Annotated in this window: 17 protein-coding genes and 2 pseudogenes; 7 read left to right on the forward strand and 12 right to left on the reverse strand. The window is 64.0% G+C overall.

The annotated features are described in order from the left end of the window. Positions 1-553, forward strand: a pseudogene (locus tag OXR60_RS07130) (catalase HPII); the annotation flags it as partial. A gap of 241 nt (positions 554-794) precedes the next feature. On the opposite strand, the gene OXR60_RS07135 reads toward OXR60_RS07130, so the two are convergent. From OXR60_RS07135 to ubiM, 4 genes are all read right to left on the reverse strand, one after another. Beyond that, a complete protein-coding gene (locus OXR60_RS07135) occupies positions 795-1,307 on the reverse strand; it encodes a GNAT family N-acetyltransferase (RefSeq protein WP_267395114.1) in 513 nt (170 codons plus the stop codon). A 61-nt stretch (positions 1,308-1,368) separates the two neighbouring features. Next, positions 1,369-2,883 carry an acetyl-CoA hydrolase/transferase family protein gene (locus OXR60_RS07140; protein WP_267395115.1) on the reverse strand — a complete coding sequence of 505 codons (1,515 nt, stop codon included), beginning with the start codon at positions 2,881-2,883 and terminating at the stop codon, positions 1,369-1,371. Beyond that, on the reverse strand, positions 2,880-3,701 hold the full coding sequence (locus OXR60_RS07145; protein ID WP_267395116.1) for a sterol desaturase family protein: 822 nt from the start codon (positions 3,699-3,701) through the stop codon (positions 2,880-2,882). Before OXR60_RS07145 ends, OXR60_RS07140 begins: the two co-directional genes overlap by 4 nt. Before the next feature lie 157 nt (positions 3,702-3,858). Next, entirely contained in the window at positions 3,859-5,028 is a 1,170-nt protein-coding gene (gene ubiM, locus OXR60_RS07150; protein WP_267395117.1) for a 5-demethoxyubiquinol-8 5-hydroxylase UbiM, read from the reverse strand. Between the two features lie 123 nt (positions 5,029-5,151). Here ubiM and OXR60_RS07155 point away from each other — a divergent pair, with 123 nt between their 5' ends. Further along, on the forward strand, positions 5,152-5,715 hold the full coding sequence (locus OXR60_RS07155; protein WP_267395118.1) for a hypothetical protein: 564 nt from the start codon (positions 5,152-5,154) through the stop codon (positions 5,713-5,715). Between the two features lie 7 nt (positions 5,716-5,722). Here the strand turns inward: OXR60_RS07155 and OXR60_RS07160 are convergent, their stop codons facing one another. Both OXR60_RS07160 and hemN read right to left on the reverse strand, forming a co-directional pair. Then, positions 5,723-6,433: a Crp/Fnr family transcriptional regulator gene (locus OXR60_RS07160; RefSeq protein WP_267395119.1), complete on the reverse strand. Its 711-nt coding sequence runs from the start codon at positions 6,431-6,433 to the stop codon at positions 5,723-5,725. Positions 6,434-6,567: 134 nt separating this feature from the next. Further along, positions 6,568-7,902 carry an oxygen-independent coproporphyrinogen III oxidase gene (gene hemN, locus OXR60_RS07165; RefSeq protein ID WP_267395120.1) on the reverse strand — a complete coding sequence of 445 codons (1,335 nt, stop codon included), beginning with the start codon at positions 7,900-7,902 and terminating at the stop codon, positions 6,568-6,570. A gap of 118 nt (positions 7,903-8,020) precedes the next feature. Here hemN and OXR60_RS07170 point away from each other — a divergent pair, with 118 nt between their 5' ends. From OXR60_RS07170 to OXR60_RS07180, 3 genes and pseudogenes are all read left to right on the forward strand, one after another. After that, the gene (locus OXR60_RS07170; protein WP_267395121.1) at positions 8,021-8,731 is read left to right on the forward strand and encodes an OmpW family outer membrane protein; all 711 of its coding nucleotides are present in this window, start codon (positions 8,021-8,023) and stop codon (positions 8,729-8,731) included. A 292-nt stretch (positions 8,732-9,023) separates the two neighbouring features. After that, positions 9,024-9,092, forward strand: a pseudogene (locus OXR60_RS19970) (pyridoxamine 5'-phosphate oxidase); the annotation flags it as partial. Between the two features lie 29 nt (positions 9,093-9,121). After that, entirely contained in the window at positions 9,122-9,475 is a 354-nt protein-coding gene (locus tag OXR60_RS07180; protein WP_267395122.1) for a pyridoxine 5'-phosphate oxidase C-terminal domain-containing protein, read from the forward strand. 421 nt (positions 9,476-9,896) lie between these two features. On the opposite strand, the gene OXR60_RS07185 is transcribed toward OXR60_RS07180, so the two are convergent. The 5 genes from OXR60_RS07185 to cyoA are packed head-to-tail and all read right to left on the reverse strand — an operon-like array spanning position 9,897 to position 14,875. Beyond that, on the reverse strand, positions 9,897-10,613 hold the full coding sequence (locus tag OXR60_RS07185; protein WP_267395123.1) for an SURF1 family protein: 717 nt from the start codon (positions 10,611-10,613) through the stop codon (positions 9,897-9,899). Positions 10,614-10,648: 35 nt separating this feature from the next. Further along, the gene (gene cyoD / locus OXR60_RS07190; protein ID WP_267395124.1) at positions 10,649-11,035 is read right to left on the reverse strand and encodes a cytochrome o ubiquinol oxidase subunit IV; all 387 of its coding nucleotides are present in this window, start codon (positions 11,033-11,035) and stop codon (positions 10,649-10,651) included. Beyond that, a complete protein-coding gene (gene cyoC / locus OXR60_RS07195) occupies positions 11,032-11,670 on the reverse strand; it encodes a cytochrome o ubiquinol oxidase subunit III (RefSeq protein ID WP_267395125.1) in 639 nt (212 codons plus the stop codon). Before cyoC ends, cyoD begins: the two co-directional genes overlap by 4 nt. Before the next feature lies 1 nt (position 11,671). After that, positions 11,672-13,669 carry a cytochrome o ubiquinol oxidase subunit I gene (cyoB, locus tag OXR60_RS07200; protein WP_267395126.1) on the reverse strand — a complete coding sequence of 666 codons (1,998 nt, stop codon included), beginning with the start codon at positions 13,667-13,669 and terminating at the stop codon, positions 11,672-11,674. A gap of 21 nt (positions 13,670-13,690) precedes the next feature. Next, positions 13,691-14,875: a ubiquinol oxidase subunit II gene (gene cyoA / locus OXR60_RS07205; protein ID WP_267395127.1), complete on the reverse strand. Its 1,185-nt coding sequence runs from the start codon at positions 14,873-14,875 to the stop codon at positions 13,691-13,693. Positions 14,876-15,034: 159 nt separating this feature from the next. Here cyoA and OXR60_RS07210 point away from each other — a divergent pair, with 159 nt between their 5' ends. Together OXR60_RS07210 and OXR60_RS07215 are read left to right on the forward strand one after the other, a co-directional pair. Beyond that, positions 15,035-16,369: an MFS transporter gene (locus OXR60_RS07210; protein ID WP_267395128.1), complete on the forward strand. Its 1,335-nt coding sequence runs from the start codon at positions 15,035-15,037 to the stop codon at positions 16,367-16,369. A gap of 187 nt (positions 16,370-16,556) precedes the next feature. Continuing rightward, a complete protein-coding gene (locus OXR60_RS07215) occupies positions 16,557-18,071 on the forward strand; it encodes an insulinase family protein (RefSeq protein ID WP_267395129.1) in 1,515 nt (504 codons plus the stop codon). 113 nt (positions 18,072-18,184) lie between these two features. Here OXR60_RS07215 and OXR60_RS07220 read toward each other — a convergent pair whose 3' ends face one another. Further along, the gene (locus OXR60_RS07220; RefSeq protein ID WP_267395130.1) at positions 18,185-20,764 is read right to left on the reverse strand and encodes a PAS domain-containing protein; all 2,580 of its coding nucleotides are present in this window, start codon (positions 20,762-20,764) and stop codon (positions 18,185-18,187) included. Positions 20,765-20,923: the final 159 nt, after the last annotated feature.

The raw sequence follows: 20,923 nt of genomic DNA on the forward strand, positions 1-20,923 counted from the left end.
TGCCGGCTTGGCAATGGATCTGCCGGCCGCGTCGCCTACTGCCGCGCCTGTCCTCGACATGGACCTCTCGCCTGCGCTGCGCATCATCCGCGGGCCGCTTGAAAAGCACACGCTAGAGGGGCGGACGGTTGGCATCCTGATCGCCGACGGCACCGACGCCGGCGCGCTCAACGCTCTCACTAGCGCAATTGCCGCGGCCAAAGGACAGGCCAAGCTCATTGCGCCCAAGATTGGCAAGGTGCCTCTGTCCGACGGCTCCGCGGTTGCCGCCGACGCACAGTTGTTTGGCCAGCCTTCGCCGACCGTCGATGCCTGCGCAATTGTGCTTTCGGCTGAGGCGACCGCCAAGCTCGTCAAGGAGGGCGCGGCCGTCCAATGGGTGATGGACGGTTTCGGTCATCTCAAGGCGATAGGCGCTAACCCCGAGGCGAAACCGCTGCTCGACAAGGCGGGCGTCGAACCTGACGAGGGAGTGACTGATCTCGCTGGCTTCGTTGAGGCTGCGAAGAAGCGCTACTGGGATCGCGAGCCCAACGTTCGCACGCTGGCGTAAACATGAATTAGGCTGGCTGCTTACGGTTCAGCAGCCAGCCTATTTGACCCATTTCCGGCCATTCACACCTTGTTGTCCGCATATCAGTTTCCGCCGCTCGTTCATCTCGCTAGCATGCGGTGGTGGGCGCGCTGATGACGTGGTTCGTCAGCTTTGGCCCGCCATACTGCTAGCCGCCCTTGATAAGGTGCACGTACACGTCGTTCTACCGTGCTCGACATTCGCACCGCGCGAGGTGACCTTACCGTAGCCGGCAGACAACCCTGACGAGGCTGGGATCACCTTCCACAAAGGACGTCTCAAATCCCATTTCGCGCTCCAGCACGAGGGCCTCATTGTTCGCACGGTCTTCAATCGCTTCGATCGCGGCATAGCCCATTTGCCTGGCATGGCTGACGAGGGTTTCAAGGAGCCTCCATCCTATCCCCTGGCCCTTCCGGTCGCCACGTACCGCGATGGCGGCTTCCGCCCGTTCCCGCGTCGCATCACCAGCAAGCATCGCCGTAGCAACAATCTCCCCGCCATCATCAAAGGCAACGAGGCTCTCGGTGCGATCATCGTTGGCATCCGCCATCGCAGCAAGCCGCTCGCGGCTGACCTGACGCACGCCGGTCAGAAAGCGGAAACGCAGATCCTCAGGCGTTACGTGCGAGAAGAACGTGGCAAGCAACTGCTCGTCCGCACCACGAGCTCGCCGAACATGGAGGCGAACGCCCGCGCGGGTGACAAGTGGTTGAGACTCGGTGATGGGCATGATGATCTCCTGACAACGTCCTGTCGATGCGCGCTTCCGGAGGCGCAAGCATTGACCATGGTCAAGCGGCCATCATTGTTCCCGTTTCCATGAAGCGGCGGTGCCAGGACAAAGCCTCCGTGGGCAAAGAGGGCGCATGGAGACCGTAGGCGCCGCCATCAGCCCTCGCCGCATAGTCCGCAAGGAGAGCGCGGTAGCTGGGATGGGCGCAGCGTTCGATCACGACCTTGGCGCGCTGTCGAGGCGAGAGGCCGCGCAGATCCGCTAGGCCCTGCTCCGTGACGATTACCTGCACGTCCTGCATGACATGGTCCACATGCGCTGCCTGCGGCACGATCGCCGAGATCCTGCCGCCCTTAGCAATCGAGGGGGTCATGAAGATCGATACATAGGCGTTACGCGCGAAGTCGCCCGAACCGCCAATGCCGTTCTGGATACGCGACCCCATCACCAGCGTCGAATTGACGTTGCCGTAGATGTCCGCTTCAATCAGGCCGTTCATCGCGATGCAGCCCAGGCGCCGCACCAGCTCGGGATGGTTGCTGATCTCCTGCGGACGCAGGATCATCCGCTTGCGGTACAGTCTCATGTCGGCATTTAGCCGCGCCGCCGCTGCCGGGCTGAGCGAGAAGGCCGTCGCCGACGCCATACGCAGCTTGCCCGCGTCCAGCAGGTCGAGCATCCCGTCCTGGATCACCTCAGTAAAGGCGGTCATCGGTTCGAAGGGCGCGTCGATCAGCCCGGACAGCACGGCGTTGGCGATGTTGCCGACCCCGGACTGGATCGGCAGCAACGACGGCGGCAGGCGACCGCGCGACACCTCATGCGTCAGGAAATCGATGATATGCCTCGCAATGGCGCGGGCAGTATCGTCCGGCGCGGCAAACGGCAGGTTGCGATCCGGCGCATCGGTCTCGACGATCGCGACGATCTTTTCGGGATCGCACGCGAGGTACGGCGTACCGATCCGGTCATCGGGACGGACCAGTGGGATCGGCACGCGATTGGGCGGCAAGCGCGTTCCGTAATAGATGTCGTGCATGCCCTCGAGCGCAGGATCCTGCCAGCGATTGACCTCGAGGATGACACGCTGCGCCCGGTCCAGCCATGTCTTGTTGTTGCCTACCGACGAAGAGGGGATCAGCGATCCGTCCGCGCGGATGCCGGTCACCTCGACGATGGCGGTGTCGAGCGTCCCGAGCACGCCCTCCCACGCCATCGGCGCGACCTGGCTCAGGTGCATGTCGAGATAGTCGATCTCGCCGCGGTTGATCTTCTCGCGAGCGACCGGATCGGCGCTGTACGGCAGGCGCTGCGCGATGCCGTCGACTGCGGCAAGCGCGCCGTCGAGTTCCGGCCCGGTGGAAGCGCCAGTCCACAAGTTGACGCGGAACGGCCGTCCGGCCGTGTGCTCGGCCGCCATCCGCCGCGCCAGCGCCTGGGGGACCATCTTGGGATAGCCGGATCCGGTGAAGCCACTCGCCGCCACGTTCTCGCCAGGCCGTATGAACGCCGCCGCCGTATCAGCGTCGGTGATACGGGAGCGGAGCGCGGCGCAGGCGATGCGATCAGTCATTCTTCGATTCCCCGGATCGAGCGGTCGCGGCGAAGTGAGTTGCCGCCGATCGGAGCGGCATACCGATCGGCAGCTGCCGAGAAAGCATTTTCCGCTGCACCGTTACCCTGGCCCGCTGCGCGGGTGCGTCGCGGATTCCCGGCGGCAGAAGACCGGGACCGGTTCGCGACCCAGGGATAACGCCTCGCCATGTCGTCATCATAGCCGAGATTGAACACGGTGGCACTTTTGTCCGGGCGGGTACCCCGGCTGTAGAGCGTGTCGAACAGGCGATCCCAGACGAAGTTCGTGATCCCGAAATTGCCGTCCTCGTCATGGAAATGATGTTCCATGTGGCGCCTCTTCATCGTCGCCAGCCACGGGTTGCGTGGCTTCCACCCGAGATGCTGCACGCAGTGCGCGAATTCGTAGAACGCCGTGCAAATCAGCCCGGCCGCGAAGCCCGCCAGCGCGCCGCCCGCCCCGCCGATCAGCCATCCCGGCAGCGCCGCCACGATCAGCAGCGTCGGCAGGGTCGTATAGAGCGCGCCGAACAGGATCTCCAGCCGGTCGGGATCCATGTGATGGTCGTAATGGATGCGCTTCCACGTGCCGGCGAGCACCGGCACCTTAAACATCCAGCGGCTGTGCAGGACCCAGCGATGCAAGACGTACCAGATAAGCGGGTAGGCGAGAACGACCAACAGGATGCTCGCGATCGTCGGCACCAGGGGGGCCGGCCAGCGTGCCGCAGCGGCCAGGCTGAGCGCTGCGAGGCAAAGATAGACGATGACCGCATAGTGGGTGAAGTATGCCTTCAGCAGATCGCGAAGGCCCATCCGCCCGAGATGGTGGGTTAGTTCCCAGAACCGCGGAGCGGTCGATAGCTGCGTCATTAGCCTTCTTTCATCCAGTTCCAGCGCTGCGCCGCGTCGCACGGGAGCCGGTAAAAGGGTTTGACCCCGGTCAAACGCGCCGATCGAGGCTCGCCGCCGCTCAACGATGCATCAACATCCGCGAGACGCCGCTGCGCACGAGCGGCATACGCCCGGCCGCGCGAAGCAAGGTCGGCCGCACAAGCCGCGCCGGCAGATGCTCGTCGGTATAGAGGCGAACGATGGCCCCGGTTGCGGCAAACAGCGGGGCGGCCGCCATGCGGTGCGCGGCCTCGTAGCGACGAAGAAGCAGGGACCCGCCGATATCGTGCCGCCGTGCGCGGGCGGCCCCGACCAGGCGGCTCAGCGAGACGGCGCTGCGCAGTCCCAAGTTGAAGCCGTGGGCGGTCACCGGATGCATTCCGACGGCCGCATCGCCGATCAATGCCGCCCGGGTCGCCGCAAAATGCTCGCTCCAAGTCGTGGCCAGAGGATAGACGTGGGATCGCCCGGTCATTCGCATCGTGCCCAAATGCTCGCCGGATCGGCGGGTGAGTTCAGTGGACAATGCGGTGGGACTCCACGACGCCAAGCGCGCGATTGCATCCTCCGGCAACGTCAGGACGACGGAGGACCGCCGTCCGGCGAGGGGCAGCAGCGCGATGGTCTGGCCATAGTCGAACCACTCGGTGGCTATACCGCGATGGTCGAGATCGTGTTCGACCTCTGCCAGCAGCATCGATCGCCCCAACCGGTTCACCCGCGCCGCGATCCCGAGCCGCGCGCGAATGTCGGAAAAGCGCGAATCGGCCGCGACCAACAGGTGCCCGCGCAGCGAACGCCCGTTCTCCAGCGTCACGGTCGCTCCCCTCCGGTCCGTGGACACCGCGGCCGTGGCGACCCCGGCGAAGATCGTCAGCCCCGGTTGCCCCGCCGTCACGGCGAACAATGCCCGCCGGATGTGATGATTGCCGACGAGGGTCCCCAGATGATCCTCGCGGACATCCTGGGTGCCGAAGGGAAGCGCGAACGACGACGCACCGTCGAGCACCGACGCGCTGCGCAGCAGCGAAACCGCGGCAGGGTCGATCGACGTCCACGCGCCCAGCGTGCGCAGACTGTCGACCGATCGATGCGTCAGCGCGATTGCGCGGCCATCGGGAGCGGGGTCGATGAGATCGGAAAGCGGCTGACGGTCGATCAGGGCGACGCGCAGGCCTGTCCCTGCCAGACCGCGTACGAAGGCCAGTCCTGCGGGCCCGGCGCCCACCACGATCACATCATAGCTCATGGCCCTACATAAGGCGCGACAAACGGCAGCGCTTTGACGGCGGTCAATGTCGGCTCCTCGGAGATCCCGCACAGCGCCGTTCTTGCACTGCGGGCGCGCATGATGGGAAGAGGAGCAGGCGGTATGGATCTCCACTGGTCGAGCGGCAGCGTCGTGCCGCTCACGAGCCGATCCAGCGAAATACCGGAAGACGCTATTCTACAGCTCGTCGAGGATCATCGGCAGCTAGGCGAATTGTGCGATCTCCTCGAATGCTGTGCCGACGACCTGCCTACGCTTCCCCCCGCACCGGTGGTGGAGAAGATCTGCGGCGCCCTTCGGGAGCTCTATGACCCCGGGGAAGCAACCCTTCCGCCCTATCCCGATGTCACTCGAATGTATGATACGGCGGATCCACTGGCGGCGGTGCTGCTCGAACAGGTCCAAGCCCGCCATGCCGCAGATGCAACGCATGCCGAGGATCTGGCGGATGCCCTGCGCGGAAGCCTGGACATTGCAGAGCGGCCCTCGCCCAACATGCTCGGCTATATGCTACGCTGCTTCTTCGACGGCTGCCGCCAGGCCATGGACTGCGAGGAGCTAGCCATTCTGGCGCTGGCCCGGCACCGACTGACGGCTGCAGCGCGGTTCTCGCTCACCGAGAGCCTGCGCCATCGTGCGGGCCGCAGGCGCTCCGTTCTGTCCTAAGGACGGCTCAAGACGCTTCCGCACGTGCGGCGAGCGCGGCGCGGTCGCTGATAGTCACCGCTCGCGCGCTGGGAAGAGCGATGATGCCCTCCAGCTTGAGTTTCGTAAGCTGCCGGCTGACCGTTTCGATCGTCATGCCAAGCACGTCCGCCATCTGCCCCCTGGTGAGCGGCAGGTCGAACGTGATCGGGCCGTGGGCGGTCGCCCGGCAGCCCTTTTCGCCCGACCGTGAAGCCATGTCGACCAGAAAGCCCGCCACCTTCTCTCCAGCGGACTTGCGCGCGAGTACGAGAATGCGCTCACGTGCTTCGGTCAGCGATTCCAGCGTGCGCTGGAGGAGAAGCCTCTCCATCCGCTGATGGTCGTCGAGCACACGCTCGAAGGCGGGACGTGGAAACACGCACAGATCGGCATCGGTAAGAGCGACGATGTCGAAGTCCGTCTCGCCGGCGTAAGGCTGGCCGAAGAAATCCGCAGGGTACAGCAAGCCGACGATCTGCTCGCGGCCATCGGCCGTAGTCGCAACCAGCTTCAAGACGCCGTCCAGCAGGTTGCCACAGATGACGGCCTCATCCCCGGCCCATGCCACCACCTGGCCTCGCTTGACATGCCGACGCTGGCTGAGAGCGTTAAGCGCCTTCAGTTCGGAATCGTCGAGGCTGCCGCACAACGAGCGGTCTCGAACCGCACAGTCGACGCATATGTCTGTCAGAGCCATGGGTACCCCATAGTAGCGATGGCTCGTTCTGTCTTCCTAAGCGCAACGAGGTGGACTCCGAAGCCGCGAACGTTGCTTACCATTCATGGCGCATACCTCCGTGGACCGCCCAGATCTGCCCGCCTGCCCTGGATTCAGACTGCAGTGCTGAACTGCGCCGCATTTTCACCGCGATGCGCATCGAGAGTCGCGGCAACCGAGCGGGCATAGGGAAGCGCGTCGGGCGCCAGCTTCAGCAGGCTGCCGTGCCACTCGATCAATCCGGCGGCGTCGAAGGGCCTCAGACGCGCGCGGATCCCCTCCCTCTCAGGCACATGAGCCAGATTCGCCGATCCGTTGCAGAGGATCGCCTCGATCGCACGGCCGCGGGCGCGATCCTGCGCCGTCCGACGAACGCCGCGCGCGCTCGCGAACCTTCCGATCCCGATCGCGGCGCGCCACCCACCTGCATCCTTGTTATTCTGGAGCAGGCGATCGGGAAATTGACTGATCGCACTGACCCCCATGCCGATGAGCACCTCGGCCCGATCCTCGGTGAAGCCCTGGAAGTTGCGGCGTAGCACGCCGCTGGCAGCGGCGCGGGCCAGATCATCGCCGGGGCGGGCGAAATGATCGAAGCCTATCGGCACATACCCCTCCGCGGTCAGCCGACGATGCGCAAGCATCGCCTGCCCGAACCGCCCCGCCGCGTCCGGCAGCGCGCTCGCATCGATACGGCGCTGACGCGGGATCAGCTTCGGGACATGCGCGTAGCCGAAGACCGCCAGTCGATCGGGCGAAAGCGTCAAGGTGCTTTCGAGCGTCGCCGCGAGCGACGCATCGTCCTGACCCGGCAACCCGTACATGAGGTCGAAGTTGATCGACCCCACTCCCGCCTTTCGCAGGAGTTCGGTAGCGCGGCGGATGTCCGCTTCCGGTTGCACCCGACCGATGGACGCCTGCAACCCAGGATCGAACGTCTGGACCCCCAAGCTAGCGCGCGTCACTCCCGTATCGGCGATGGCGGCGGCCCAGTCCGGCCCGAACCCGCGCGGATCGAGTTCGACCGACAGCACCGTATCTTCGCAACGAAAGGCCGTGACCACATGGTCGACCAGCGCCACGAAGGCCTTGGGCGACACCGCGTTAGGGCTGCCGCCGCCGAAGGCGATCCGCCCTACCCTGCCGCGCCCGGCGAGACGTTCCGCCACCAGCGCGATCTCGTCGTGGAGCAGCGCAAGATAGGCGTCGAGCCGCGCGGTCCGGTTTGCGGCGCCGGTGTTGCATCCGCAGTACCAACAGATCGCATGGCAGTACGGGATGTGCAGGTAGAGAGAGATCGGCGTGTCTGCTGGAAGCGCGTCAAGCGCGGTCGCCATGTCGGCATGGCCGTAAGCATCGTCAAACTCCGCGGCCGTCGGATAGCTGGTGTAGCGCGGTACGGGCCGCGCGAGCAGGTCTGGATGATAGGTCCACATGGCGACGCTCATGTGCGCATCGTTCTCGATGGACTTTGATCGTGGTCAAAGCCGCGTTTGTCCGCGGTCAAGGATCGACCGCTGCGCTCTTCCTATCCGGTCCTCATGCCCGAAACAGAGGAGATCGGCGATGAATACGTTCAGAAGCGTTGGCGTGATGCTGACGCTGGCAGCAGCGGCGACTGCGGTCCCGGCATCGGCGCAGACGGATGTGCAGGCAGCACCGGCTGCGGAGCGAGTCGGCATCCGGGCGGGTGACGTTCTGCTTCGCGCGCGCGCGATCCTCGTCGCGCCCAACGAGCATTCCGGCAGCGTTCTACCCGCCTTCCCGGGCGAGCGGGTCAAGGTCGATGACAGCGCCATGCCGGAAGTCGACGCGACCTACATGGCGACGAACAACGTCGGCTTCGAACTCATCGCTTCCACCACGAAGCACAGCGCGAGCGGCATAACCGGTACGACGGGCGGCATCGGCAAGCTCGCATCGACCTGGGTACTGCCCCCGACCCTCACCGCTCAATACCACTTCGCGCCCGGGAAGCACATCCGTCCCTATGTCGGCGCCGGCATCAACTATACCATCTTCTGGAACGAGAAGGCGTCGGACGGGCTGGAGGCGGCGGTGGGGCGGACCCGAGTCCACATGGACGACAGCTTCGGTTGGGCGGCGCAGGCGGGGATCGATGTGGACATCACGCCCAAGGTCTTCCTGAACCTCGACCTCAAGTACATCGACATCGACACGAAGGTGCGCCTCGACACGACGTCTGCGGGAACGCAGCGGGTGAAGCTGGGCCTCGATCCACTGGTGTTCGGCGCGGGCCTCGGCATTCGGCTGTAATCTGCTGTCCAGATGACGATGGAAACTACGCCGCGCGGGGAGCTTCCCCGCGCGGCGGCTTGCGCCACTGCCCCACGCGGGAAGGTTGATCGATGAACGACGACATGCACGGGCTGCCCACGGGCGAGTGGTCGGAGCAGACCATCGCGGGCAGTGTTCCCGATCAGGCTCTCGGCTCCCCACTGGATCTGTTCGGGGGTGGCTCGGCGACGCGCGCCACGCTGAAGGTGCGTATCCCGACGCGGCAACGCTTTCGACCGTCGATGCCGCCGGGTGGCCGGAGGGGCGCATTGTGCTCATCAGGGATCACGGCCCCGACGGCCTGTCCTTCTTTACCAACTATCAGAGCCCCAAGGCTGAAGCCCTCGCCCTTCATCCCCGCGCGAAACTATGCTTCTACTGGAAACGCTCGGGCGTCAGGTACGTGTTCGAGGACTTGTCGCCGGAACGTCGGAACAGGCTTCCGACACATATTTCGCCGGACGAGACCGTGCCTCCCAGATCGGCGCATGGGCATCCGACCAGTCCCAAGTCTGTCCGGATCCAGAAATTCTGGCCGAACGGTGCGCCGCAGTCGCGGTGCGCTTCATCGGACAGGTCGTGCCACGGCCGCCGAACTGGGGTGGCTTCACGCTGTCGCCGCTGCGTTGGGAATTCTGGCAGGAAGGCCGAAGCCGTCTGCATTGTCGCTACCTGTTCACGCGGGAAGACAACGGCTGGACGCGCGTAATGCTCTTTCCGTGAACCTCGCCGCCAGTGCTCGACCGCCACGTCGAGGCTCTGGGCGCCTAAGGATGCTAACGTCGAACCGGACCACCCTGGCTAATCTCGTGTTGGGCTCGGGACGATCCACGAGCGTCAACCGAAGCGTTTCGAAGACGGCGGTTAATCGCCAGAAGAAGTGGCACTCTGCCTTCCGCAAGGTGTGTGCCCTCATACCGCTGGATCATCCCACGAGCTGATCCGCCGCGTTCACCTCAGCAGGAGCGTGCCGGGCTTCAAACGGCTTCGCCTACAGAGCACTCGCGCTCCTGACCATCCATTGCTCGCGAACTCCGCGACGCTTCCGGCCTGCGTCTCGCGGGGGAGCCAGGATGCAGTCGACGAGATCTGGCCGCTTGTACCGGCCCACGCAACCCCGTCGCCTGGAACATCGCCCGCTCGCTCAGTGCTGAGGACCTGCCCGAACCCTCGGAGTGCGAAGAACCAGAACTAGGCCTACAAGCGACAGCATCGCAAGGGCGAACCACGTGATGCTGTAGACCAGGTGGTTGTTCGGAAAGTTCAGCACGGTCATCCCGCCACGCGGCCATCCACCGGCGTTTGCGGTTGAATCCGCATCGATGAAATACGGGGCTGCTTGTTGCAGTGCTCGAGCGCGGGCAATGGCGGCGACGTCGCGCGAAAACCAACGGTCCTGTGTGGGTTGGTTCGAGCGCATAATGCTTCCCCCCGGCTCGGTCATCCGCAGCAGACCGGTGACGTCGACCACGCCGCCGACGGGAGGGCGTGTTGCAGGGTTGGCACGCTCGGGCGGAACGAAGCCGCGATTGACGAGCACCACGAAGCCGGTCTCGGTGCGCAGCGGCGTCATCACCCAGAATCCCGCACCATCCTCCGTCAGGGCCTGAACACGTGTTTCCGCGGCGTTGAGGAACCGCCCCCGTACGGTGACATGTAGGTAAGCGTCTCGCCTGGCGTCGAGGCTTCGCCAGGAGGATGGAGGCGGCGCAGACCTCGGCGGTGCGTGGACCCGCTCTTCAACTGCCGAGATCAGCGCGAGCTTCCACGCGCGGCGTTCAACCTGCCAGATGCCTAATGACAAGAACATCAGCGTCATCACCGCGCTCAGCGCCGCGAGCGCCCATCGCTTGCGCCGCATTGCCCCGATCTTGCTCGGTCGCCCTGCTTCCCCGCTCAGCGCACCGGGCCCATCGTGCCGCCGGGCATCGGCATCATGTTGGTGTTAAGATGATACATGACCCAGATCGACCCGCCAATCGTCAGGACCACGATCACGGTCGTAAACAGGAAGGCGAGCAGCGTCCAACCTCCCTCAGATCGCGTGTCGAGGTGAAGGAAACAGACGACGTGGACGACGATCTGGACCAGCGCCATCGCGAAGATGAGCGCTGCGGTTGTCGCGGAATCGTGCAGACTACCCGACATGACGAGCCAGAACGGCACCACCGTCAGCAGGATCGAAAGGATGGTGCCGACGCGGTATGCCTTGCGGCTGCCGTGACCGTGCGTATCGCCGTGGTTGTGGAGCGCGGCGTCTCCCTCGATCGAAGAGCGGCTCAACGGATGACTCCATACAGATAGACGAAGGTGAAGACACCGATCCAGATGATGTCGAGGAAGTGCCAGAACATCGACAGGCACATCAGCCGACGCTTCATTGGCGGACTTAGACCGTGTTGGCCGACCTGGACGAGCATGGTGACGATCCAGATGAGACCTACCGTGACGTGTGCGCCGTGCGTGCCGACGAGCGTGAAGAAGGCCGACAGGAAGGCGCTGCGCTGCGGCCCTGCCCCCTCCGCGATAAGGTGAGAGAACTCGTAGAACTCCACGCCAACGAACGCGGCGCCGAGCAACCCGGTGACCGCAAGCCAGAAGCGGGTCGGGCCAACCCGGCCCGCCTCCAGGTGCGGCATCGCCTGCCCGAAGGTGATCGATGAGGCGAGCAGGAAGGCGGTATTGAGCGCAACCAGCTTCAGGTCGAAGATCTCGCGCGGCACTGGGCCTCCGGCGTAGCCGGTGCTCACTACGCCATACATCGCGAACAGCGAGGCGAAGATGAGCGCATCGCTCATCAGGTAAATCCAGAAGCCGAGGAGCGTCGCGCCGTTGCCACCGTGGTCGTGTTCGTCCTCTTCGGCGAGGTGCCACGTCGGGTCGGCGGTCTGGCCGCGCTGGAGGGCATGATCGGTCATGTCAGATCCCTTCGACAAGCGGCAGGCGCCCGGCTTCCGTCCGCCCGACGTCGTCGGCAGGAATGAAGTAGTCACGCTTGAGATTGAACGTATGTCCGACGGCCGTGACGACCAACCCTGCGAAGCACAGCGCCGCCAACCACCAGATGTACCAGACCATGGCGAAGCCGAGGCCCAGCGCCAGGCCGGCGAGGATCACGCCCGCCCCTGTGTTGCGTGGCATGTGGATCGGGCGGAAGCCGCCAGCGGGACGTTCGTAACCGCGGTTCTTCATGTCGTACCAGGCATCGAGCTCGTGAACGACGGGCGTAAAGGCGAAGTTGTAGGCCGGCGGAGGCGAGGTGGTGGACCATTCGAGCGTCCGGCCGCCCCAGGGATCGCCCGTCGCGTCGGCCAGTTTCTTGCGCTTCACGAAGCCCATGACGATGCTCATCACGAAACCGAGAATGCCGATCAGGATAATCACTGCACCGATCGCGGCGATGATGAAGTATGGCTGCAGCGAGGGATCGTCGAAATGGTTGACCCGGCGCGGCGTGCCCATGAGCCCGACGATGTAGATCGGCGTCCATGCGATCCAGTAGCCCGCGACCCAGCCCCAGAACGCGACCTTGCCCCAGAACTCGTCGAGCTTGAAGCCGAAGGCTTTGGGAAACCAGTAGACCATGCCGGCGAACAGCCCGAAGACAACGCCACCGATGATCGTGTTGTGGAAGTGCGCAACCAGGAACAGCGAGTTATGGAGCACGAAATCGGCAGACGGAATGGCAAGCAGCACCCCGGTCATGCCGCCGACCGTGAAGGTCAGCATGAATGCCACCACCCACATCATCGGCAGCTCGAAACGGATATCGCCCCGATACATGGTGAACAGCCAATTGAAGATCTTCGCGCCGGTTGGGATGGCAATGACCATCGTCGCGATGCCGAAGAAGCTGTTGACGCTAGGGCCCGCTCCCATGGTGAAGAAATGGTGGAGCCATACGAGATAGGACAGGATGGTGATGACGACCGTCGCGTAGACCATCGATGAATAGCCGAAGAGCGGTTTGCCTGAGAAGGTCGCGGTAATTTCGGAATATATGCCGAACGCGGGCAGGACCAGGACGTACACCTCCGGATGGCCCCAGATCCACACCATGTTCCAGTACATCATCGGCGCACCACCGAGACTGTTGGTGAAGAAGTTGGTGCCGACGTAACGGTCGAGCATCAGCAGGAAGAACGCCGCGGTCAGCGCCGGAAAGATCGCTACGGCGAGCACATTCGAGCACAGTGCCGTCCAGCAGAACACCGGCATCTTCATCATGGTCATGCCGGGGGCACGCATCTTGACGATTGTGGCGACCATGTTGATCGCCGACAGCGTCGTGCCGACGCCCGCGATCTGCAGTGACCACAGATAGTAGTCCACTCCCGTGTCTGGGCTGTATGCCAGCTCAGCGAGCGGTGCGTAGGATAGCCAGCCCGTGCGCGCGAACTCGCCAACGAACAGCGAGATCATCGTCAGTACTGCACCTGCCGCCGTTAGCCAGAAGCTGAGATTGTTCAGGAACGGGAATGCGACATCGCGCGCGCCGATCTGGAGCGGCATGACGAAATTGATGATGCCGACGACTAGCGGGATGGCGACGAAGAAGATCATGATCGTCCCGTGCGCGGTGAAGATCTGATCGTAGTGGTGAGACGGCAGATATCCCGGGTTCGACCCGAACGCGACAGCCTGTTGCAAGCGCATCATGACCGCATCGGAAAAGCCGCGCAGCAGCATGATGATCGCCAGGATGATGTACATGACGCCAACCTTCTTGTGGTCGACGCTGGTGAACCATTCCTTCCACAAATAGCCCCACAAACGGAAGCGGGTGATCGCGCCGACGATGCCGAGGCCGAGCACCGACACGACGATGAACGTTGTGAGCAGGATCGGCTCGTGGAGTGGGAAGGATTCCCAGGTGAGACGTCCGAAGATCGTCTTGAGAAAGCTGTTATCGGTCATGATAATCCCGAATGGCTAGGATCAGGCCCGTCCGGCGCGCGAGGCGCCGGCGGCGGGGATGGCATCGACGGCTGACATGTCGCGGTTGCGCGGGTCTCCAGGCCTCTGCCGGCCTGGGGCAGCGCCGGGCGTCGCCGGCTTCGTGACGTTGGGTCCGGAGCCCTTTTCTTCCGGCGTCTTCTGCAACGCCGGCGTCGGCTTGTCGGCGCCTGCGGGTGCCGTGTTACGCCCGGCAGGCATGCCGCTGCCCATCCGACCGTCAGCAGGATCCCCGCCACCACGCGCCATGTCACGCCGCATCACGTCGACCATGCACGGCTTGCCGGCCTGTACGCAGCCGTTCAGCGCCCGATCAAACAGTCCGGGCGTGACCGACGAGAAGTGCATGACGGGGACCTTCTCACTCGGCCGCTCCAGCGCGACGTAGCTGGCCGCCTCGAGACCACGCTTTGAACCGCGTTTTATCTCGGCGGCCCAGCTGTTGAAGTCGGCGGGCGCCAGCGCGCGCAGCTTGAAGCGCATGTTGGAATAACCACGGCCGGTGTAGTTGCCGGAGTAGCCCCAGCTTTCGCCGGACTTGTTCAGCACGGCGTTAAGCTGCGACTGCATGCCCGGCATGGCATAGATCATCCCAGCCATCGTCGGGGCGTAGAAGGTATTGAACTGGCTGGTCGATGTGATCGAGAAGCGGACGGGCACGTCCACCGGCAGCGCCAGTTCATTGACCGTCGCGATTCCCAGATCGGGGTAGATGAAGAGCCACTTCCAGTCGAGCGCAACGACCTGCACCTGCAGCGTCCTGGTGTTCGGCGGGATCGGCCGCCCGGCTGAGAGCCGCTCGAGAGGCCGGAACGGATCAAGCAGATGCGTGCTCGTCCACGTCACCGCGCTGAGTGCGATGATGATCAGCAGTGGGATCGACCAGATCGCCAGCTCCAGCGTCGTCGAGTGGTCGAACTGCGGATCGTAGGTCTTGTTCGCGTTGCCGCGCCGGTATCGCCACGCGAACAGCACCGTCAGCGCCATGACGGGCACGACGACCAGCAGCATGATCCCTGTGGAGAAGAGGATCAGGTCACGCTGCTGAGCGGCGATATCGCCGGTGGGGTTCATGACGACCATGTCGCACCCGCCGAGCAATGTCGGCACAAGGACGAATGGTAGGCGGGCGGCCCGTCGGGCGATGGTTGATCCGGCTCTGCGCATGCGTGGATGTTAGCCCGCGCCACCCAGCGCGGATTTGACCGCGGTCAAAGTGTTGTCGTTTGCGCGGCGATAGGAAGGATCATCATCAGCCCGGATCCGGCACGCCCTCTCCTCGGGCTTGACGGCGTTCTGGACGGAATCGAGTAGAGGATAGACGGGATGGCAGCCACGACCCTGGACGCGGGCAACTCCACGCCGCTGGAGCGCGACGCCCGGCTGATCAACGCGCGCGACCATGTGATCAGGCCGGGTGAGATCGCCGTCGGCGTGATCATCGGGCGGTCGGCCGAGTTCTTTGACTTCTTCGTCTACGCTATCGCATCGGTGCTGGTGTTCCCATCGCTCGTGTTTCCCTATGTCGATGCGGTCACGGGGACTCTATATTCGTTCGCCATCTTCGGGCTCGCGTTCGTCGCCCGCCCATTTGGCGCACTGCTGTTCATGTGGCTTGATCGAAAGCACGGTCGCGGTGTCAAGCTGACGATCGCGATGTTCCTGCTCGGCGGATCGACGGCGGCGCTCGCCTTCCTGCCAAGCTACGCGCAGTTAGGCAGCGGCGCGGCAATACTGCTTGCGCTCTTCCGCATGGGCCAGGGGTTCGCGCTCGGTGGTACCTGGGACGGTCTCCCTTCCCTGCTGTCACTCAACGCCCCCCCGGAGCGCCGGGGCTGGTTTGCGATGATCCCTCAGCTCGGCGCGCCGATTGGCCTGTTCGTGGCGACGGGTGTGTTCGCCTTCCTTCTCACAGCTCTGAAGACATCCGACTTCCTCGAATGGGGGTGGCGCTACCCCTTCTTTGTCGCCTTCGTGATCAACGTCGTCGCGCTGTTTGCTCGGCTGCGCCTCATCTCGACGCCGGCTTTCGAAGAGCTCTTCAAGCGTCGTGAATTGCAGCCATCCTCGGTCTCGGAGCTGTTCCGCGAGCACGGCAAGGTCGTGCTGCTGGGTGCCTTCGCGCCGCTGGCGAGCTTCGCTCTGTTTCATCTTGTCACTGTGTTTCCGCTCTCCTGGTCGGTTCTCAGCTCCGGCGAGCCACCGATTCATTTTCTCAAGATCGAGTTGGTTGGCGCGGCTGTCGGACTCGTTGCTGTTGCGATGTCCGGCATATTGTCCGACCGTATCGGACGCCGCACGCTGCTCAGTATCTCGGCGGTGCTGATCGCAGTGTTTAGCCTCCTCGCGCCGCGGCTGCTCGGCCAAGGGCCTTCCGGCGAATGGATCTATATGATCCTGGGCTTTGTCCTTCTTGGTCTCTCGTTCGGCCAGTCATCGGGGGCGGTGAATGATCGCTTCTCGCCCCGGCACCGCTACACGGGGGCCGGTACCACGGCAACTGCGGCATGGTTCATCGGGGCAGGTTTTGCGCCGCTCGCCGCCTTGCTGCTGGCGCGCAACTTTGGACTGGTAGCGGTCGGCGGTTACCTTCTGTCAGGCGCGCTTTGCACACTGGCAGCCCTCGCCCTCAATCGCGATTGGGGCAGCAAGGCCGGTTGATTGATCAAGAGGACCCAGAATTGACCGTTCGCGGCCCACTTCCGGCTTCCTAGCTTCGGCCACTCATTCAGGCTCGCACTTCCTCAAGCCCGATCAACGCCAAGCCTCAAAACCGACATCATCGGCGACGATCATCTCGGGGCGTTCGCAAGGGACATCCCCTTGTGCCGAATGGTGAGGAGGTCTGATGATCGGCAACCGGTGGCCTGTTGCGCTAGCGCTGGCTCTGTCCGCGACCACTGTGCCCGTTTTCGCGGGTAGCGCTTCCGATCTCGTTGCAAGGGCCGGTGCCCCCGTGGCGGCACAGTCGCACTGGGGCCGGATCGTCACCGGGCGGCTGGCCAACGGCGTCCGCTTTGCGATCCTGCCGCGTCGAAACAACGAACCAGGGATTGGCCTGCTCATGCGCAACGAGGGCGGTTTCATCGCCGAGCGTCGGCCAGGCGAGCGCGGGCTGGCGCACCTGATAGAGCACATCTTCTTCGTCAGCCCGACTACGGGCGCGCCGGATGACGGGCGCCACTTCATCCACATTGGCCTGCCCTTAACCTTCCCGGCTCCGTCAGCGGGGACGACCAGCTGGCGGGAGACGAACTACTTCGTGTCGACCCGCACGACGCGGGACGAGGATCTGAACACGCTGCTGGGGCTACTGCGCGAGGGAACGACCGACCTGACCTTCCGACCGGACGCCGTGAACGAGCAGCGCGCTGACGTGATGCGCGAGATGGCTGGGAGAAAGGCGGGCAACGACATCTATGCCCGCTACATCGCGGCTGTCGCGCCCGGCTCACCGACCGACGTGATCGACGCGCAGAACTCGGACGACGTTCCGACCGCCAGCAGCGAAGTCATCCGCGAACTCTACCATCGGCTGTACCGGCCCAGGAACATGATGATCGTGATCGTTGGCAACGTGGACCCGGCGCGCGTCGAGGCACTCGTCCGCCGCCACTTCGGCCGTTGGAAGGCGACCTCACCCGCGCCTGCCGAAGAGCCGGTTCCGACCTTCCAGGCTGATCACATCGCCCCGGTGAGCTACTCGGGCGCCTCGGACGGGCGCCGGGTCGCCATGATCACCAACACGTCAGCGCTACTGCCGCCGGCCGCCACGCGTCGCGGGCAGGCCCAGGCGGCGCTGATGGAGGCACTGGCGATGAAGGCGATCAACAATCGGCTCACTGACACGCGCCCCGACGCAGCACCTGGCACGGTTGGTGTCTATGTCGAGAACGGCGAGCAGGGCCACCGGTTGATCATGCTGTGGGACAACTTCAAGTCCGGCGGCTGGCGCCCAGCGGTTGTCGGCCTGCGGCGAATATCCTGCGACGTCGAAATCGAAGGTTTCTCGGAGCGCGAGTGGTCCAGGGCGCGACAGGAGGTGATCCGCGACCTAGAACAACGCACCGCCGGCATGGCCGCGGTGACAAACGTCGAACTGGCGAAAGACCTGTCGCATGCGCTGGCGGCCGGACGCGACCTGATCCCGCCGGACGAACTCCTGCGCCTCGCCCGCGAACTGTTGCCCGCCATCAGCGCGCGGGCCGGAGCGGCTTGGTGGGGCCGGCAACGGCACGCCGGCGTCGAGCAGGTCCGCGTAGAGGCGCCCGAACTCGCCCAGCTGACGAACGCGCCCGAGGACATCCGCAATACCGCCGACAAAGCGGTGTCGGCACAAGCTTGCGAGTTACGGAAGAGCTGACGAGACCCAATTGCAGACGTCCAGCGTGGGCGCACCGCTTTCCGAAACCGGACGCCTGTTCATCTTGCTTGGCCTGCTCCAGTTACTCGCGGATCAACCGAGCGCCTGAGCAGTCATTGCCTGTCTGTCACCTTCCGCAGCACCTTGGCGAGCTCGTCGACCGAGTAGGGTTTATGCAGCAGCTCAAAGCCGTGGGTGCCCCGTTCCGCCAGCACGCTGCTATAACCGCTGGTGAGAATAACCGGGAGATCGGGGTAGAGCTTGCGGAGCTCCTGCCCGAGCTCGACGCCGCTCATGCCGGGCATCACGACATCCGAGAACACAACGTCGTACTTAGCACGATTGTCGCGAAGCCGTTCCAACGCCGTTTTGCCATCGCATGCCAAGATAGCCTCGTAGCCCATCTCACTAAGTGCTTCGGTAGCGAAGGTACCGACTTCCGGACTGTCCTCGACCACGAGGATGCAGGCGCCTGCGGCCAACGCCGGCCCAGCATCGGAAGTGACCGCATCGACGTCGGCGTCGCCGAGTGACGCTGGAAGATACATGATGAAGGTTGCTCCGCTGCCCTCATCGCTCTCAACAACGACATCCCCGCCTGACTGCTTGGTAAACCCGAACACCTGGCTAAGCCCCAGCCCAGTTCCTTCGCCAACTCCCTTGGTCGTGAAGAACGGCTCAAAAATCTTGTCGAATTTGTCGGGTGCGATCCCGCTACCCGTGTCGCATACCGAGATCGTGACGAAGCAGCCCTCCACCGCCGGATGGGCCCGAACCGCCGGCATCCCGTCGACCATGGCGACGGTCATTGTCAACGAACCCTCGCCCGCCATCGCATCACGCGCGTTGACCGCCATGTTGACAAGCGCCGTATCGAACTGGCTGCGGTCGGCGTCGATGATGCATGGGTAGTCCGGAGCTTCGACGGTAATCGCGATGCGTGACCCCACCAGTGTCCGGATCATCGGCTGGATGACCCGGACGCTATCGCAAACGTCGAACGTTTCCGGCTTCAGCGCCTGCCGCCGCGCGAAGGCGAGCAACTGGCTGGTGAGCCGCGATGCTCGATCTGCCGTGTCGGCAATCGCCTCGATGTACCGATCCCGTCGTGCTTCCGATATGTCAGGGCGGCGCAGCAGATCGACCGATCCGCGGATCACCGTCAGAAGATTGTTGAAGTCGTGGGCGAGACCACCCGTAAGCTGCCCGACCGCTTCCATCTTCTGCGACTGACGCAGCGCCTCCTCCGCAGTCATCAACTCAGCTGTTCGGTGCGCGACCTGCTGTTCGAGGGATGCCGCCAACTCGGCCAGTTCGCGCTCAACACGCCGCCGCTCCGTCGCGACGTGGGTGCGTTCCGCAACCTCCCGCATGAAGTCGAGCTCTTCGGGCTGCCAGGTTCGCCGGCGATCGTGATTGACGAACAGCAGAGCCACCATCTCGCCCTGCTCGGAGACCGGCATATTGATAAACGATCTTGCCGCGATCTCTTCAAGCGGTCCTGCTGTCGCGGTCGTGCGCGGGTCGGTGCGAGCGTCTTCGACAATGACGGTTTCGCCCCGCTTCAAATCTTCAATATACGAGCCATAAGCACGGAATGAGAGCGTGCCGGCAAGGGTCGCGATACCGGGCGCGTTCCAGTCCCGCTCGATGGTGATCGTCTCCGTGGCGCGGAAGACCGTACCGTATCCCGCCCGACTGACTTCGAGCGTACGTCCGAGGACCTCGGCCGCCACGAACGAAATGTCGGTCGCGTCATCGAGATCCCGTAGTGTATCGCTTAGCTCGGCCAGCGCCAGACGGCGACGCTCGGCGCGTTTTACTGCGGTGATGTCGAGCGAAACGCCTGCGAGCCGCTGCGGCCGGCCTTCCGCATCCGAAAAGGCCTGGCCGCGAGTTGCGAGCCACCGCACAGTACCGTCGGGCAGCAGAATTCGGTACTCGACCTCATAATCAGTGCCATTGGCAATGGTCTGCTCGAGTGCCTGGTTAGCGCGTTCCCTGTCCTCTTCGATCACCGCTGCCATGCGGTCTTCGAAGGTGAACGGCGTTGCCGGTGACAGCCCGAACAGCGCCTTGCACTGGTTGGACGATGTCAGCGCATGATTGTGGAGGTCAAGGCTCCAGGTACCGAACCGGCCTGCCTTCAGGGCGAAATCCAGCTCGCGCTCGCGCTCCTGCTGAGTGCGCAACCGCGTGGTAAGCTCCGCCATCAGCGCGGCATTGTCGTTTTGAAGGCCGGCGAGCCTCTCCCGCTCGAGGGTGACGTCCACCTGGCTCGCGAAGAAGTACGCGAGCTGCTGATCCGCATCGAAGACTGGCGCCATCAGCAGCCTGTTCCAGAACGGCTCTCCATCCTTGCGATGGTTGCGAATGTCTATCTCAAGCGCCTCAACCCGCTCAACGGCGTCGTGGATCGCGCGAACGGTCTCAGGGTCCGTCTCCGGTCCCTGGAGAAAGCGGCAGTTGCGGCCGACGATCTCCTCGCGGCTGTACCCAGTCAGCCTACAGAAGGAGTCGTTGGCGAACACCACTGGATTATCGGATAGCCGAGGGTTGGTGATGATCATCGGCATACGCGTCGCATGCACAGCGGCGACGAATGGATCGGTATGCCGGTCGATGCCCGCGATCTCGGTCGAGATCCGCTGTTCGTCCCTCTGACGTTGTTCGGACGGTACTTTCTCAGGCACGTGTCACTCCACTCTCGTGACCGCTCTAATTACTGGTGCCACTTTCGGGAAGCGTCATCGCGGCTGTTTGGTTCGGACAGACGAAGTAGCGTGTCGATAAGGCCCGGTAGCCGTGACGCTCTGGTTGGCCGAGCGATCGAACGTCGGTGCATGCAATGC

The sequence above is a fragment of the Sphingomonas sp. GC_Shp_5 genome, from assembly GCF_026540855.1.
GTDB lineage: Bacteria > Pseudomonadota > Alphaproteobacteria > Sphingomonadales > Sphingomonadaceae > Sphingomonas.

Excerpts from the sequence above, each read along its gene's own strand:
- OXR60_RS07135 (WP_267395114.1), bottom strand. The coding sequence starts at position 1,307 with ATGCCCATCACCGAGTCTCAACCACTTGTCACCCGCGCGGGCGTTCGC.
- OXR60_RS07140 (WP_267395115.1), bottom strand. The coding sequence starts at position 2,883 with ATGACTGATCGCATCGCCTGCGCCGCGCTCCGCTCCCGTATCACCGAC.
- OXR60_RS07145 (WP_267395116.1), bottom strand. The coding sequence starts at position 3,701 with ATGGGCCTTCGCGATCTGCTGAAGGCATACTTCACCCACTATGCGGTC.
- ubiM (WP_267395117.1), bottom strand. The coding sequence starts at position 5,028 with ATGAGCTATGATGTGATCGTGGTGGGCGCCGGGCCCGCAGGACTGGCC.
- OXR60_RS07155 (WP_267395118.1), top strand. The coding sequence starts at position 5,152 with ATGGATCTCCACTGGTCGAGCGGCAGCGTCGTGCCGCTCACGAGCCGA.
- OXR60_RS07160 (WP_267395119.1), bottom strand. The coding sequence starts at position 6,433 with ATGGCTCTGACAGACATATGCGTCGACTGTGCGGTTCGAGACCGCTCG.
- hemN (WP_267395120.1), bottom strand. The coding sequence starts at position 7,902 with ATGAGCGTCGCCATGTGGACCTATCATCCAGACCTGCTCGCGCGGCCC.
- OXR60_RS07170 (WP_267395121.1), top strand. The coding sequence starts at position 8,021 with ATGAATACGTTCAGAAGCGTTGGCGTGATGCTGACGCTGGCAGCAGCG.
- OXR60_RS07180 (WP_267395122.1), top strand. The coding sequence starts at position 9,122 with ATGCTTCTACTGGAAACGCTCGGGCGTCAGGTACGTGTTCGAGGACTT.
- OXR60_RS07185 (WP_267395123.1), bottom strand. The coding sequence starts at position 10,613 with ATGCGGCGCAAGCGATGGGCGCTCGCGGCGCTGAGCGCGGTGATGACG.
- cyoC (WP_267395125.1), bottom strand. The coding sequence starts at position 11,670 with ATGACCGATCATGCCCTCCAGCGCGGCCAGACCGCCGACCCGACGTGG.
- cyoB (WP_267395126.1), bottom strand. The coding sequence starts at position 13,669 with ATGACCGATAACAGCTTTCTCAAGACGATCTTCGGACGTCTCACCTGG.
- cyoA (WP_267395127.1), bottom strand. The coding sequence starts at position 14,875 with ATGCGCAGAGCCGGATCAACCATCGCCCGACGGGCCGCCCGCCTACCA.
- OXR60_RS07210 (WP_267395128.1), top strand. The coding sequence starts at position 15,035 with ATGGCAGCCACGACCCTGGACGCGGGCAACTCCACGCCGCTGGAGCGC.
- OXR60_RS07215 (WP_267395129.1), top strand. The coding sequence starts at position 16,557 with ATGATCGGCAACCGGTGGCCTGTTGCGCTAGCGCTGGCTCTGTCCGCG.